Below are 15,765 nucleotides of genomic sequence, written 5' to 3'. Positions count from 1 at the left end.
GCAGCGCGCAATTCTCAGGACGCGTCGTCACAACGATCCGAGATCCGAGGCATGGATCGACGACGAAGAGGGCAGTATCAACGTGCGTTGAAGGCAGGCATGGCGCAGGCGTTGAGGACAACGAGGGTCTCCGAAAAGCGGGACTGGACATCAGTGTGCCGAGTGGCTACACTGACCCTTTGCGCTGCCTGTTAGCTGTCCCCTGCCCGTCACCAGGGGTCTGTCCTCACTCGAGCATCGATGACCGAACCTACCCTGACCTGGGGTTTCTGTCGTCCCGCACGGGAGAGGGGCCGGTACGCGCGTAGTGAGTCCGAGCCCTCGGAAGGACCCCCTCTTGGCCGCCTCGCGCAACGCCTCGATCGCGAATACGAATAACGGCGCCAGCACCGCCCCGCTGCGCATTTCCTTTGCAAAGATCAAGGAGCCTCTCGAGGTTCCGAACCTGCTCGCGCTGCAGACCGAGAGCTTTGACTGGCTGCTCGGCAACACCGCCTGGCAGACTCGGGTCGAGGAGGCTCTTGAGAACGGTCAGGACGTCCCCACCAAGTCCGGTCTGGAGGAGATCTTCGAGGAGATCTCCCCGATCGAGGACTTCTCCGGGTCGATGTCGCTGACCTTCCGGGACCACCGCTTCGAGCCGCCGAAGAACTCGATCGACGAGTGCAAGGAGCGCGACTTCACGTACGCCGCCCCGCTCTTCGTCACGGCCGAGTTCACCAACAACGAGACCGGCGAGATCAAGTCCCAGACCGTCTTCATGGGCGACTTCCCGCTCATGACGAACAAGGGCACTTTCGTCATCAACGGCACCGAGCGTGTCGTGGTGTCCCAGCTGGTCCGTTCCCCCGGTGTCTACTTCGACTCCAGCATCGACAAGACGTCCGACAAGGACATCTTCTCCGCCAAGATCATCCCGTCCCGGGGTGCCTGGCTGGAGATGGAGATCGACAAGCGCGACATGGTCGGTGTCCGCATCGACCGCAAGCGCAAGCAGTCCGTCACCGTCCTCCTGAAGGCGCTCGGCTGGACGACCGAGCAGATCCTGGAGGAGTTCGGCGAATACGAGTCGATGCGCGCCACCCTGGAGAAGGACCACACCCAGGGCCAGGACGACGCGCTGCTCGACATCTACCGCAAGCTGCGCCCGGGCGAGCCCCCTACGCGTGAGGCCGCGCAGACGCTGCTCGAGAACCTCTACTTCAACCCGAAGCGCTACGACCTGGCGAAGGTCGGCCGCTACAAGGTCAACAAGAAGCTCGGTGCGGACGAGCCGCTGGACGCCGGTGTGCTCACCACCGACGACGTCATCGCCACCATCAAGTACCTGGTGAAGCTGCACGCCGGTGAGACCGAGACGGTCGGCGAGTCCGGCCGCTCGATCATGGTCGAGACCGACGACATCGACCACTTCGGCAACCGTCGTATCCGCAGCGTCGGCGAGCTGATCCAGAACCAGGTCCGTACGGGTCTCGCCCGTATGGAGCGCGTCGTGCGCGAGCGCATGACCACCCAGGACGTCGAGGCGATCACGCCGCAGACCCTGATCAACATCCGGCCGGTCGTCGCCTCCATCAAGGAGTTCTTCGGCACCAGCCAGCTGTCCCAGTTCATGGACCAGAACAACCCGCTGTCGGGGCTGACGCACAAGCGGCGTCTGAACGCCCTCGGCCCGGGTGGTCTCTCCCGTGAGCGGGCCGGCTTCGAGGTCCGTGACGTGCACCCGTCGCACTACGGTCGCATGTGCCCGATCGAGACGCCGGAAGGCCCGAACATCGGTCTGATCGGCTCGCTCGCCTCGTACGGCCGGGTCAACGCGTTCGGCTTCATCGAGACGCCGTACCGCAAGGTCGTCGACGGCCAGGTCAGCGACGAGGTCGACTACCTGACCGCCGACGAGGAGGACCGCTTCGTCATCGCGCAGGCCAACGCGCCGCTGAACGACGAGTCCCGGTTCGCCGAGGCCCGCGTGCTGGTCCGCCGCCGCGGCGGCGAGGTCGACTACGTCGGCCCCGAGGACGTGGACTACATGGACGTCTCGCCGCGCCAGATGGTGTCGGTCGCGACCGCCATGATCCCCTTCCTGGAGCACGACGACGCCAACCGTGCCCTCATGGGCGCGAACATGATGCGGCAGGCCGTTCCGCTGATCAAGTCCGAGTCGCCGCTCGTCGGCACCGGCATGGAGTACCGGTCCGCCGTCGACGCCGGCGACGTGGTCAAGGCCGAGAAGGCCGGTGTGGTCCAGGAGGTCTCCGCCGACTACATCACGACGGCCAACGACGACGGCACGTACATCACGTATCGCCTGGCCAAGTTCGCCCGTTCCAACCAGGGCACCTCGGTCAACCAGAAGGTCATCGTCAACGAGGGCGACCGGATCGTCGAGGGGCAGGTCCTCGCCGACGGTCCGGCCACCCAGAACGGCGAGATGGCGCTCGGCAAGAACCTGCTCGTGGCGTTCATGCCGTGGGAGGGTCACAACTACGAGGACGCGATCATCCTGTCGCAGCGCCTCGTGCAGGACGACGTCCTCTCCTCGATCCACATCGAGGAGCACGAGGTCGACGCCCGTGACACCAAGCTCGGCCCCGAGGAGATCACCCGGGACATCCCGAACGTCTCCGAGGAGGTCCTGGCCGACCTCGACGAGCGCGGCATCATCCGCATCGGTGCCGAGGTCATCGCCGGTGACATCCTCGTCGGCAAGGTGACCCCGAAGGGTGAGACCGAGCTGACCCCCGAGGAGCGCCTGCTGCGCGCGATCTTCGGTGAGAAGGCCCGTGAGGTCCGTGACACCTCGCTGAAGGTGCCGCACGGCGAGACCGGCAAGGTCATCGGCGTACGCGTCTTCGACCGCGAGGAGGGCGACGAGCTGCCGCCGGGCGTGAACCAGTTGGTCCGCGTCTACGTCGCGCAGAAGCGCAAGATCACCGACGGTGACAAGCTCGCCGGCCGGCACGGCAACAAGGGCGTCATCTCCAAGATCCTGCCGATCGAGGACATGCCGTTCCTGGAGGACGGCACCCCGGTCGACATCATCCTGAACCCGCTCGGTGTGCCGTCCCGAATGAACCCGGGACAGGTGCTGGAGATCCACCTCGGCTGGCTCGCCAGCCAGGGCTGGGACGTCTCCGGCCTCGCCGACGAGTGGGCGGAGCGCCTGCAGAACATCGGCGCCGACCAGGTCGACCCGCGCACCAACGTCGCCACCCCGGTGTTCGACGGTGCCCGCGAGGACGAGCTGGCGGGTCTGCTGGAGCACACCATCCCGAACCGCGACGGTGACCGCATGGTCCTCCCGTCCGGCAAGGCGCGGCTGTTCGACGGCCGCTCCGGTGAGCCCTTCCCGGACCCGATCTCGGTCGGCTACATGTACATCCTGAAGCTGCACCACCTGGTCGACGACAAGCTGCACGCCCGCTCGACCGGTCCGTACTCCATGATCACCCAGCAGCCGCTGGGTGGTAAGGCCCAGTTCGGCGGCCAGCGCTTCGGCGAGATGGAGGTGTGGGCGCTGGAGGCGTACGGCGCCGCCTACGCCCTCCAGGAGCTGCTGACCATCAAGTCCGACGACGTCACCGGCCGCGTGAAGGTCTACGAGGCCATCGTCAAGGGCGAGAACATCCCCGAGCCCGGCATCCCCGAGTCCTTCAAGGTGCTCATCAAGGAGATGCAGTCGCTCTGCCTGAACGTGGAGGTGCTGTCCAGCGACGGTATGTCCATCGAGATGCGTGACACCGACGAGGACGTCTTCCGCGCTGCGGAGGAGCTCGGCATCGACCTGTCCCGGCGCGAGCCGAGCAGCGTCGAAGAGGTCTGACGGGAGTCCGGCGGGGACCGGACCCAGATGAGGGTCCAGTCCCCGCCGACCCCCAGGCCCCCGTTTCAGACCACAGACTTACGACCCTGAGAGGGATTGACGCATAGTGCTCGACGTCAACTTCTTCGACGAGCTCCGGATCGGCCTGGCCACCGCTGACGACATCCGTCAGTGGAGCCACGGCGAGGTGAAGAAGCCCGAGACCATCAACTACCGCACCCTCAAGCCCGAGAAGGACGGCCTCTTCTGCGAGAAGATCTTCGGCCCCACCCGGGACTGGGAGTGCTACTGCGGCAAGTACAAGCGCGTCCGTTTCAAGGGCATCATCTGCGAGCGCTGTGGCGTCGAGGTCACGCGTGCCAAGGTGCGCCGTGAGCGGATGGGCCACATCGAGCTGGCCGCGCCCGTCACGCACATCTGGTACTTCAAGGGCGTCCCGTCGCGCCTCGGCTACCTGCTCGACCTCGCCCCGAAGGACCTGGAGAAGGTCATCTACTTCGCGGCGTACATGATCACGTACGTCGACGAGGAGCGCCGCACCCGCGACCTGCCCTCCCTGGAGGCGCATGTCTCCGTGGAGCGGCAGCAGGTCGAGAACCGTCGCGACGCCGACCTCGAAGGCCGTGCCAAGAAGCTGGAGGCGGACCTCGCCGAGCTGGAGGCCGAGGGCGCCAAGGCCGACGTGCGCCGCAAGGTGCGCGAGGGTGCCGAGCGTGAGATGAAGCAGCTGCGCGACCGTGCGCAGCGCGAGATCGACCGCCTCGACGAGGTGTGGACCCGCTTCAAGAACCTCAAGGTCCAGGACCTGGAGGGCGACGAGCTGCTCTACCGCGAGCTGCGTGACCGCTTCGGCACGTACTTCGACGGCTCGATGGGCGCCGCGGCGCTGCAGAAGCGCCTGGAGTCCTTCGACCTCGACGAAGAGGCCGAGAAGCTCCGCGAGATCATCCGTACCGGCAAGGGCCAGAAGAAGACCCGTGCGCTCAAGCGGCTGAAGGTCGTCTCCGCGTTCCTGCAGACGTCCAACAGCCCCAAGGGCATGGTTCTCGACTGCGTGCCGGTCATCCCGCCGGACCTGCGTCCGATGGTGCAGCTGGACGGTGGCCGCTTCGCGACCTCCGACCTGAACGACCTGTACCGCCGTGTCATCAACCGCAACAACCGGCTGAAGCGGCTTCTCGACCTCGGTGCGCCCGAGATCATCGTGAACAACGAGAAGCGCATGCTCCAGGAGGCCGTCGACGCGCTCTTCGACAACGGCCGCCGCGGCCGCCCGGTCACGGGCCCCGGCAACCGTCCGCTGAAGTCGCTGTCCGACATGCTCAAGGGCAAGCAGGGCCGCTTCCGGCAGAACCTGCTCGGCAAGCGAGTCGACTACTCGGCGCGTTCCGTCATCGTCGTCGGCCCGCAGCTCAAGCTGCACCAGTGCGGTCTGCCGAAGGCCATGGCGCTGGAGCTGTTCAAGCCGTTCGTGATGAAGCGCCTGGTCGACCTGAACCACGCGCAGAACATCAAGAGCGCCAAGCGCATGGTGGAGCGCGGCCGCACCGTCGTGTACGACGTCCTCGAAGAGGTCATCGCCGAGCACCCGGTGCTGCTGAACCGTGCGCCCACCCTGCACCGCCTCGGCATCCAGGCCTTCGAGCCGCAGCTCGTCGAGGGCAAGGCCATCCAGATCCACCCGCTCGTGTGCACCGCGTTCAACGCGGACTTCGACGGTGACCAGATGGCCGTGCACCTGCCGCTGTCCGCGGAGGCGCAGGCCGAGGCCCGCATCCTGATGCTGTCCTCGAACAACATCCTCAAGCCGGCCGACGGCCGCCCGGTGACGATGCCGACCCAGGACATGGTCCTCGGTCTGTTCTTCCTCACCACCGACGGCGAGATGCGCGACGTCAAGGGCGAGGGCCGTTCCTTCGCCTCCGTGGCCGAGGCGATCATGGCGTTCGACGCCGGTGAGCTGTCGCTTCAGTCGAAGGTGGACATCCGCTTCCCGGTGGGCACCATCCCGCCGCGCGGCTGGACCCCGCCGGCCGTCGAGGAGGGCGAGCCGGAGTACCAGACCGGCGACAGCTTCCGGCTGAAGACCACGCTGGGCCGTGCGCTCTTCAACGAGCTGCTGCCCGAGGACTATCCGTTCGTCGACTACGAGGTCGGCAAGAAGCAGCTCTCCGAGATCGTCAACGACCTCGCCGAGCGCTACCCGAAGGTCATCGTGGCGGCGACGCTCGACAACCTGAAGGCGGCCGGCTTCTTCTGGGCGACCCGTTCCGGTGTCACCGTGGCCATCTCCGACGTCGTCGTTCCCGAGGCGAAGAAGGAGATCGTCCGCGGCTACGAGGCGCAGGACGAGAAGGTCCAGAAGCAGTACGAGCGCGGTCTGATCACCAAGGACGAGCGCACGCAGGAGCTCATCGCGATCTGGACCAAGGCGACCAACGAGGTCGCCGAGGCGATGAACGAGAACTTCCCGAAGACCAACCCGATCTTCATGATGGTGAACTCGGGTGCACGAGGCAACATGATGCAGATGCGTCAGATCGCCGGTATGCGTGGTCTGGTGTCGAACGCGAAGAACGAGACGATCCCGCGTCCGATCAAGGCGTCGTTCCGTGAGGGCCTGTCCGTGCTGGAGTACTTCATCTCCACGCACGGTGCCCGTAAGGGTCTCGCGGACACCGCTCTGCGTACCGCCGACTCGGGTTACCTGACCCGTCGTCTGGTGGACGTCTCGCAGGACGTCATCATCCGCGAGGAGGACTGCGGCACCGACCGTGGCCTCAAGCTGCAGATCGCCGAGCGCGGCGCCGACGGCATCCTGCGCAAGGCGGAGAACGTCGAGACGTCCGTGTACGCGCGCTGCCTCGCCGAGGACATCGTGGTCGACGGCAAGGTGCTGGCCCCGGCCGGCACCGACCTGGGCGACGTGCTCATGGACGAGCTGATCCTCCAGGGCATCGAGGAGGTCAAGACCCGCTCGGTCCTGACCTGCGAGTCCGCGGTCGGCACCTGCGCCATGTGCTACGGCCGCTCGCTGGCCACCGGCAAGCTGGTCGACATCGGTGAGGCGGTCGGCATCATCGCCGCCCAGTCCATCGGTGAGCCCGGCACCCAGCTGACGATGCGTACCTTCCACACCGGTGGTGTGGCCGGTGACGACATCACCCAGGGTCTGCCGCGTGTCGTCGAGCTCTTCGAGGCTCGTACCCCGAAGGGTGTCGCCCCGATCTCCGAGGCCTCCGGCCGCGTGCGGATCGAGGAGACCGAGAAGACCAAGAAGATCGTCATCACGCCGGACGACGGCAGCGACGAGACGTCCTACCCGATCTCGAAGCGCGCCCGACTCCTGGTCGGCGAGGGCGAGCACGTCGAGGTGGGCCAGAAGCTCACCGTGGGTGCCACCAACCCGCACGACGTGCTGCGCATCCTGGGTCAGCGTGCCGTCCAGGTCCACCTGGTCGGCGAGGTCCAGAAGGTGTACAACTCGCAGGGCGTGTCGATCCACGACAAGCACATCGAGATCATCATCCGGCAGATGCTGCGCCGTGTGACGATCATCGAGTCCGGCGACGCCGAGCTGCTGCCCGGTGAGCTGGTCGAGCGCTCGAAGTTCGAGCACGAGAACCGTCGTGTGGTCCAGGAGGGCGGTCACCCGGCCTCCGGCCGTCCGCAGCTCATGGGTATCACCAAGGCGTCGCTGGCGACGGAGTCGTGGCTGTCGGCCGCGTCCTTCCAGGAGACGACCAGGGTCCTCACGGACGCGGCGATCAACGCCAAGTCCGACTCCCTGATCGGCCTCAAGGAGAACGTCATCATCGGTAAGCTCATCCCGGCCGGTACGGGTCTGTCCCGCTACCGCAACATCCGGGTCGAGCCGACCGAGGAGGCCAAGGCCGCGATGTACTCGGCCGTCGGCTACGACGACATCGACTACTCGCCGTTCGGCACGGGCTCCGGCCAGGCCGTGCCGCTGGAGGACTACGACTACGGTCCGTACAACCAGTAAGCGAGCAGCTTGAACCGAAGGGCGGCCACTCCGGTACGGGGTGACCGCCCTTCGGCGTGTTCGGCTCCGTGTTCCAGGCGGGTCCTGAGGCCTCGCCGGCCGCTCCGGCGCGGGCGGTGACCTGGCGATGGGAAGATCACACAGGGTGCTCGGGCTCGCCATCACTCGCGGGGCGAGGCGGCCGCGTCCCATTTGTTTTGACCGCAGCGAATGCGCTAGGTACGCTCAGACCTTGTGCCTGGGGTGTGCCCTGGCTCTCGTGCGTGCCTTCAACCGCATGGCGAGCCGACATCGGCCACCGTAATCTGCGACTTTTCCGCCGTCAGGCGGGAGTCTGCGGGATTCGACACACCCGACCGCGTGGGTCGGAGGCGTTCCAGGTTAGCTGTACACATCGGCACACAGAAACCGGAGAAGTAGTGCCTACGATCCAGCAGCTGGTCCGTAAGGGCCGGCAGGACAAGGTCGAGAAGAACAAGACGCCCGCACTCGAGGGTTCGCCCCAGCGTCGTGGCGTCTGCACGCGTGTGTTCACGACCACCCCGAAGAAGCCGAACTCGGCCCTGCGTAAGGTCGCGCGTGTGCGTCTGACCAGCGGCATCGAGGTCACCGCTTACATTCCGGGTGAGGGACACAACCTGCAGGAGCACTCCATCGTGCTCGTGCGCGGCGGCCGTGTGAAGGACCTGCCGGGTGTTCGCTACAAGATCATCCGAGGCTCCCTGGACACCCAGGGCGTCAAGAACCGCAAGCAGGCCCGCAGCCGTTACGGCGCCAAGAAGGAGAAGTAAGAATGCCTCGTAAGGGCCCCGCCCCGAAGCGCCCGGTCATCATCGACCCGGTTTACGGCTCCCCTCTGGTGACCTCCCTGATCAACAAGGTGCTGCTGAACGGCAAGCGCTCCACCGCCGAGCGCATCGTCTACGGCGCCATGGAGGGTCTGCGCGAGAAGACGGGCAACGACCCGATCATCACGCTGAAGCGCGCCCTCGAGAACATCAAGCCGACCCTCGAGGTCAAGTCCCGCCGTGTCGGTGGTGCGACGTACCAGGTTCCGATCGAGGTCAAGCCCGGTCGCGCCAACACGCTCGCGCTGCGCTGGCTCGTCGGTTACTCCCGCGCCCGCCGCGAGAAGACGATGACCGAGCGGCTGCTGAACGAGCTCCTCGACGCCTCCAACGGCCTCGGTGCCGCGGTGAAGAAGCGCGAGGACACGCACAAGATGGCCGAGTCCAACAAGGCCTTCGCGCACTACCGCTGGTAGTCGCTACCCACATCGAGACCGAGAGAAGACTGAAGCCTTATGGCTACCACTTCACTTGACCTGGCCAAGGTCCGCAACATCGGGATCATGGCCCACATCGACGCGGGCAAGACGACCACCACCGAGCGGATCCTGTTCTACACCGGCGTTTCGTACAAGCTCGGTGAGGTCCATGACGGCGCTGCCACCATGGACTGGATGGAGCAGGAGCAGGAGCGTGGCATCACGATCACCTCTGCTGCCACCACCTGTCACTGGCCGCTGGAAGACGTCGACCACACCATCAACATCATCGACACCCCGGGCCACGTCGACTTCACGGTCGAGGTGGAGCGCTCCCTGCGCGTCCTCGACGGTGCCGTGACGGTGTTCGACGGCGTCGCCGGCGTTGAGCCGCAGTCCGAGACGGTGTGGCGTCAGGCGGACCGCTACGGCGTCCCGCGTATCTGCTTCGTCAACAAGCTCGACCGCACCGGTGCCGAGTTCCACCGCTGCGTCGACATGATCTCCGACCGTCTGGGCGCCCAGCCGCTGGTCATGCAGCTGCCGATCGGTGCCGAGGCGGACTTCAGGGGCGTCGTCGACCTGGTGAAGATGAAGGCCCTGGTGTGGTCCGCCGAGGCCTCCAAGGGCGAGATGTACGACATCGTCGACATCCCGGCCACCCACACCGAGGCCGCCGACGAGTGGCGCGGCAAGCTGCTCGAGGCCGTCGCCGAGAACGACGAAGAGCTGATGGAGCTGTACCTGGAGGGCGAGGAGCCCACCGAGGAGCAGCTGTACGCGGCGATCCGTCGTATCACCATCGCGTCCGGCAAGAGCAGCAGCACCACCGTCACCCCGGTGTTCTGCGGTACCGCGTTCAAGAACAAGGGCGTTCAGCCCCTGCTCGACGCGGTCGTGCGCTACCTCCCCTCGCCGCTCGACGTCGAGGCCATCGAGGGCCACGACGTCAAGGACCCCGAGGTCGTCGTCACGCGCAAGCCGTCCGAGGACGAGCCGCTGTCCGCGCTGGCGTTCAAGATCATGAGCGACCCGCACCTGGGCAAGCTCACCTTCGTCCGGGTGTACTCCGGCCGCCTGGTGTCCGGCACCGCCGTGCTCAACTCGGTCAAGGGCCGCAAGGAGCGCATCGGCAAGATCTACCGCATGCACGCCAACAAGCGTGAGGAGATCGAGGCGGTGGGCGCCGGCGACATCGTCGCCGTCATGGGCCTGAAGCAGACCACCACCGGTGAGACGCTGAGCGACGAGAAGGCCCCGGTGATCCTGGAGTCCATGGACTTCCCGGCGCCGGTCATCCAGGTCGCCATCGAGCCCAAGTCGAAGGGCGACCAGGAGAAGCTGGGCATCGCGATCCAGCGCCTGGCCGAGGAGGACCCGTCCTTCCAGGTCCACTCGGACGAGGAGACCGGCCAGACCATCATCGGCGGCATGGGCGAGCTGCACCTCGAGGTGCTGGTCGACCGTATGCGCCGTGAGTTCAAGGTCGAGGCCAACGTCGGCAAGCCGCAGGTCGCGTACCGCGAGACCATCCGCAAGACGGTCGACCGGGTCGACTACACGCACAAGAAGCAGACTGGCGGTACCGGCCAGTTCGCCAAGGTGCAGATCTCGATCGAGCCGCTCGAGGGTGGCGACACCTCGTACGAGTTCGTTAACAAGGTGACCGGTGGCCGCATCCCGAAGGAGTACATCCCTTCGGTCGACGCCGGTGCGCAGGAGGCCATGCAGTTCGGCATCCTGGCGGGCTACGAGATGACCGGTGTCCGGGTCATCCTGCTCGACGGTGCCTACCACGAGGTCGACTCCTCCGAACTCGCGTTCAAGATCGCCGGTTCGCAGGCCTTCAAGGAGGCCGCGCGCAAGGCCGGCCCCGTGCTCCTGGAGCCGATGATGGCCGTCGAGGTCACCACGCCCGAGGACTACATGGGTGAGGTCATCGGCGACATCAACTCCCGCCGTGGTCAGATCCAGGCCATGGAGGAGCGGGCCGGTGCCCGCGTCGTCAAGGGCCTTGTGCCCCTGTCGGAGATGTTCGGCTACGTCGGCGACCTCCGCAGCAAGACGTCGGGTCGCGCAAGCTACTCGATGCAGTTCGACTCCTACGCCGAGGTTCCGCGGAACGTCGCCGAGGAGATCATCGCGAAGGCCAAGGGCGAGTAACGCACCCCGTTCACACGCCGTAGGCTTGACTCCGGAGCCTCCAGGGGCATTCCCCCGCAAACGCGGACGGAACGCCCCCGGGTTCCGGGCCTTTACAGCAAAGATCACCTGGCGCCGATGAAGTAAGGCGTACAGAACCACTCCACAGGAGGACCCCAGTGGCGAAGGCGAAGTTCGAGCGGACTAAGCCGCACGTCAACATCGGCACCATCGGTCACATCGACCACGGTAAGACGACCCTCACGGCCGCCATTACCAAGGTGCTGCACGACAAGTACCCGGACCTGAACGAGGCCTCGGCCTTTGACCAGATCGACAAGGCTCCTGAGGAGCGCCAGCGCGGTATCACCATCTCCATCGCGCACGTCGAGTACCAGACGGAGGCGCGTCACTACGCCCACGTCGACTGCCCGGGTCACGCGGACTACATCAAGAACATGATCACCGGTGCCGCGCAGATGGACGGCGCCATCCTGGTGGTCGCCGCCACCGACGGCCCGATGCCGCAGACCAAGGAGCACGTGCTCCTGGCTCGCCAGGTCGGCGTTCCGTACATCGTCGTCGCCCTGAACAAGGCCGACATGGTGGACGACGAGGAGATCCTGGAGCTCGTCGAGCTCGAGGTCCGTGAGCTCCTCTCCGAGTACGAGTTCCCGGGCGACGACGTTCCGGTCGTCAAGGTCTCGGCGCTCAAGGCCCTCGAGGGCGACAAGGAGTGGGGCCAGTCGGTCCTGGACCTGATGGACGCCGTCGACAGCGCGATCCCGGAGCCGGAGCGCGACATCGACAAGCCGTTCCTGATGCCGATCGAGGACGTCTTCACCATCACCGGTCGCGGTACGGTCGTCACCGGCCGTATCGAGCGTGGTGTCCTCAAGGTCAACGAGACCGTCGACATCATCGGCATCAAGACCGAGAAGACCTCCACCACGGTCACCGGTATCGAGATGTTCCGCAAGCTGCTCGACGAGGGCCAGGCCGGTGAGAACGTCGGTCTGCTCCTCCGCGGCATCAAGCGCGAGGACGTCGAGCGCGGCCAGGTCATCATCAAGCCGGGCTCGGTCACCCCGCACACCGAGTTCGAGGCGCAGGCCTACATCCTCTCCAAGGACGAGGGTGGCCGCCACACGCCGTTCTTCAACAACTACCGTCCGCAGTTCTACTTCCGTACGACGGACGTGACCGGCGTCGTGACCCTCCCCGAGGGCACCGAGATGGTCATGCCGGGTGACAACACCGAGATGAAGGTGGAGCTCATCCAGCCCATCGCCATGGAAGAGGGCCTGAAGTTCGCCATCCGTGAGGGTGGCCGTACGGTGGGCGCCGGCCAGGTCACCAAGATCAACAAGTGATCTCGGGCTGACCCGGCAGGTCTCTGAGAGGCCCGTACGACTCCGGTCGTACGGGCCTTTCGGCGTTCGTCCGGGCGGGGGCGCACGACGGTCGGGGGAGCGGCGGGGCCGGAGGGCGTTCAGGGGGTCATTCCGGCCGCTGTTGCCGCGGGCCTCGTCTGTCCTCAGTCTTCACCGCGTCGTCGACCTTCTTCGCCAGGTCGTCGTCGAGCTTCCGGAACTCGCGCACCACCGTGTCGGACATGTCGGCGAGGGCGTCCAGTTGCCGGGTGATGTCCTCGCGGCCGTCCTCCCAGTTCGACTCGAAGTCGTCCAGCGCGTCGTTGACCTTGCCGTCGCCGATGTCGTCCTTGTAGGACTCGAAGAGCTTCTTGGTGTGGTTCAGGCGGGTCTTGATCGAGCGCAGACGCCGGCCGTAGTCCTCAAGTTCGGTCAGCGGGAGCGAGAGGTCGCTCTTGCCCTTGCCCATGCGTCCGTCCCCCGTTCTCGTAGTCTGGGCCGCACCGTACAACAGCATGCTGCCTGGACAAGTGACCGACGAAACGGGGGACATGACAGCGATGGCCCGCTACATGGAGACGCTCACCATCGAGCGCGGCGGCTTCCGCATCAAGGTGCCGGAGTCGTGGTGGGAGTTCGACGTACGCCCGGAGTCGCGTGACGACTCGATCCGGCGCATGGTGAACGAGCGGGTCGAGCAGCGCCCGGAACTGGCTCCGTACCGCGACACGTACACCGGCTTTCTGCGGAGGGCCGCGGCCGACGCCTGGAAGTCCGGCGCGCTGTACTGCGGTTGCATGGCCGAGAGCTTCGGCGGGGACACCCCGATCACCGGCTCGGTCACCGTCTCGCTGGTCGGCGGACGCACCAGTGAGGGGGCGCCGCTGGCCAACGATCCCGCCGCGATCGCCTCCCAACTCGCCGTCAAGGAAGCGAGGAAGCCGGGTGACTCCTGGCGGAAGGTGACGACCGTCGACATACCCGGGGTCGGTCCGGCCGCCCGTACCCATGGCATCGAGGACATCCCCGTCCCGGACGACAGCCTCAATCGCACCGTCCGGGCCGTGCTGATGCAGACCTACATCCCGGTTCCGGGCCAGGAGGGCAAGGTGGCCCTCGTCGCCGGCAGCAGCCAGGTACTCGACCTGGCCGACTCGTTCTTCGACATCTTCGACGCCATCACCTCAACGTTCCGCTTCACGAACTGAGCCAACGGCGAGCGACAGCGCCGGCGCGTTCCGGGGTGTGATGTCGGTCTCGGGGAGTTGGTTGTCCGGGGGTGTGGGTCTCAGATGGCGGACATCCGCGGTAGGGGGGCTGGCCTCGGCGTTTACACAGGGGTAACACTGAGGTGCCGGCCGCCCCCGGATGTCCACCCCCGGGGCGGCCCCAGTCCTGCGCGCGGCAACGGCGCCGAGCGCTCACCACCGGTACGTACCGGTGACAGCCGTGCCCGGAAGGGGACCACGTGACCACCCGATCCGAAGCGAGACTCTCGCCGACCCTGCTGCCCTCGCCGTCCTCACTGGACATCGTGCGGACCGAGATCGAGCATCGCAACCCGGCCCAACCCGAGTTCCACCAGGCCGTCCGCGAGGTGCTGGAGACGCTCGCGCCGGTGCTCGCGGCCCGTCCGGAGTACGCGGAGCCGGGACTCGTCGAGCGGCTGTGCGAGCCGGAGCGGCAGATCATCTTCCGGGTGCCGTGGCAGGACGATCACGGCCGGGTCCACGTCAACCGCGGTTTCCGTGTCGAGTTCAACAGCGCGCTCGGCCCGTACAAGGGGGGCCTGCGCTTCCACCCGTCGGTGAACCTCGGCATCGTGAAGTTCCTCGGTTTCGAGCAGATCTTCAAGAACGCGCTCACCGGGCTCGGCATCGGCGGCGGCAAGGGCGGCAGCGACTTCGACCCGCACGGCCGCAGCGACACGGAGGTCATGCGGTTCTGCCAGTCGTTCATGACGGAGCTGTATCGGCACATCGGTGAGCACACCGACGTGCCGGCGGGTGACATCGGCGTCGGCACCCGTGAGATCGGTTACCTGTTCGGCCAGTACCGGCGGATCACCAACCGCTGGGAGTCCGGCGTCCTCACCGGCAAGGGCCCGCACTGGGGCGGGTCCCTGATCCGGCCCGAGGCGACCGGGTACGGGAACGTGCTGTTCGCGGCGGAGATGCTGCGCGTGCGGGGCGAGGACCTGGAGGGCCGGACGGCGGTCGTCTCCGGCTCGGGAAACGTCGCCATCTACACCATAGAGAAGCTGCTCGCCCTCGGTGCGAACCCGCTGACCTGCTCGGACTCCAGCGGGTACGTGGTCGACGACAAGGGCATCGACCTGGATCTGCTCAAGCAGGTCAAGGAGGTCGAACGCGGCCGGATCAGTACCTACGCCGAGCGCAGGGGCGGGTCCGCGCGGTTCGTGTCCGGCGGGCGGGTCTGGGACGTCCCGGCCGATGTCGCGCTGCCGGCGGCGACGCAGAACGAGCTGGACGAGAACGACGCGGCCACCCTCGTCCGCAACGGTGTGAAGGCGGTGTCGGAGGGCGCGAACATGCCGACGACACCGCAGGCCGTGCACCTGTTCCAGCGCGCGGGGGTGGCCTTCGGCCCCGGCAAGGCGGCGAACGCGGGCGGGGTCGCGGTCAGCGCCCTGGAGATGGCACAGAACGCGTCACGCACCGCGTGGGGGGCCGCCCGTGTCGAGGAGGAACTGGCCCGCATCATGGCGGACATCCACACCACGTGTCATGAGACCGCCGAACGCTACGGCTTCCCCGGCGACTATGTGACCGGCGCGAACATCGCCGGCTTCGAGCGGGTCGCCGACGCGATGCTGGCACAGGGCGTCATCTGAGACGAACGGCACCCCGTGCGGCGGTTCCCGCGAGGCAGGGCGCGCCGTCCCCGGTGATCCGGATGATCCGGCGCACCGCCAAGTGGCGGATGCGCGAGGACGGTTCGGCCACGGCCGAGGTCCTCTTCACTCGGGACGGTGCCCACCTCGCGGAGCAGTGGACAGCGGAGCGCCGCGTCCGAGCGCGGGGGCGGGCTGACCGTGTGCGACGGCGAGTTGTGGGTGAACGGTCCGTGGGTCTCGGTTTGACCCATGCCACCCCCGGGGTACTCTCTTCCGCTCGATTGGCCAGCCCCCCGC

The 15,765-nt window shown here is 66.7% G+C and carries 9 protein-coding genes; 8 read left to right on the top strand and 1 reads right to left on the bottom strand.

The genetic code is table 11. From position 1 onward, the window contains the following. Positions 1–337: 337 nt before the first annotated feature. From rpoB to tuf, 6 genes are all read left to right on the top strand, one after another. The gene (gene rpoB / locus CTZ28_RS41075) at positions 338–3,823 is read left to right on the top strand and encodes a DNA-directed RNA polymerase subunit beta (protein WP_121894863.1); all 3,486 of its coding nucleotides are present in this window, start codon (positions 338–340) and stop codon (positions 3,821–3,823) included. A 106-nt stretch (positions 3,824–3,929) separates the two neighbouring features. Continuing rightward, entirely contained in the window at positions 3,930–7,829 is a 3,900-nt protein-coding gene (locus CTZ28_RS41070) for a DNA-directed RNA polymerase subunit beta' (protein WP_121894862.1), read from the top strand. A 419-nt stretch (positions 7,830–8,248) separates the two neighbouring features. Continuing rightward, positions 8,249–8,620 (top strand): 30S ribosomal protein S12, encoded by a 372-nt coding sequence (rpsL, locus tag CTZ28_RS41065; protein WP_003948652.1) that lies wholly within the window; start codon positions 8,249–8,251, stop codon positions 8,618–8,620. A 2-nt stretch (positions 8,621–8,622) separates the two neighbouring features. Continuing rightward, positions 8,623–9,093, top strand: a complete 471-nt coding sequence (rpsG, locus tag CTZ28_RS41060; RefSeq protein ID WP_003992340.1) for a 30S ribosomal protein S7 — start codon at positions 8,623–8,625, stop codon at positions 9,091–9,093. Positions 9,094–9,132: 39 nt separating this feature from the next. Next, positions 9,133–11,259, top strand: a complete 2,127-nt coding sequence (fusA, locus tag CTZ28_RS41055; RefSeq protein WP_121894861.1) for an elongation factor G — start codon at positions 9,133–9,135, stop codon at positions 11,257–11,259. A 158-nt stretch (positions 11,260–11,417) separates the two neighbouring features. After that, positions 11,418–12,611, top strand: a complete 1,194-nt coding sequence (gene tuf / locus CTZ28_RS41050) for an elongation factor Tu (protein WP_121894860.1) — start codon at positions 11,418–11,420, stop codon at positions 12,609–12,611. Positions 12,612–12,738: 127 nt separating this feature from the next. Here the strand turns inward: tuf and CTZ28_RS41045 are convergent, their stop codons facing one another. Beyond that, a complete protein-coding gene (locus CTZ28_RS41045; protein WP_121894859.1) occupies positions 12,739–13,080 on the bottom strand; it encodes a hypothetical protein in 342 nt (113 codons plus the stop codon). Between the two features lie 91 nt (positions 13,081–13,171). On the opposite strand from CTZ28_RS41045, the gene CTZ28_RS41040 reads away from it, so the two are divergent. Beyond that, positions 13,172–13,819 (top strand): hypothetical protein, encoded by a 648-nt coding sequence (locus CTZ28_RS41040; protein ID WP_121894858.1) that lies wholly within the window; start codon positions 13,172–13,174, stop codon positions 13,817–13,819. 260 nt (positions 13,820–14,079) lie between these two features. After that, a complete protein-coding gene (gdhA, locus tag CTZ28_RS41035) occupies positions 14,080–15,465 on the top strand; it encodes an NADP-specific glutamate dehydrogenase (RefSeq protein WP_121894857.1) in 1,386 nt (461 codons plus the stop codon). The last annotated feature ends 300 nt before the right edge of the window (positions 15,466–15,765 follow it).

Origin of the sequence: Streptomyces shenzhenensis (genome assembly GCF_003688995.1) — a bacterium.
Lineage (GTDB): Bacteria > Actinomycetota > Actinomycetes > Streptomycetales > Streptomycetaceae > Streptomyces > Streptomyces shenzhenensis_A.
The sequence above is the reverse complement of the archived record's forward strand: the minus strand, read 5'-3'. Positions and strand labels throughout refer to the sequence as shown.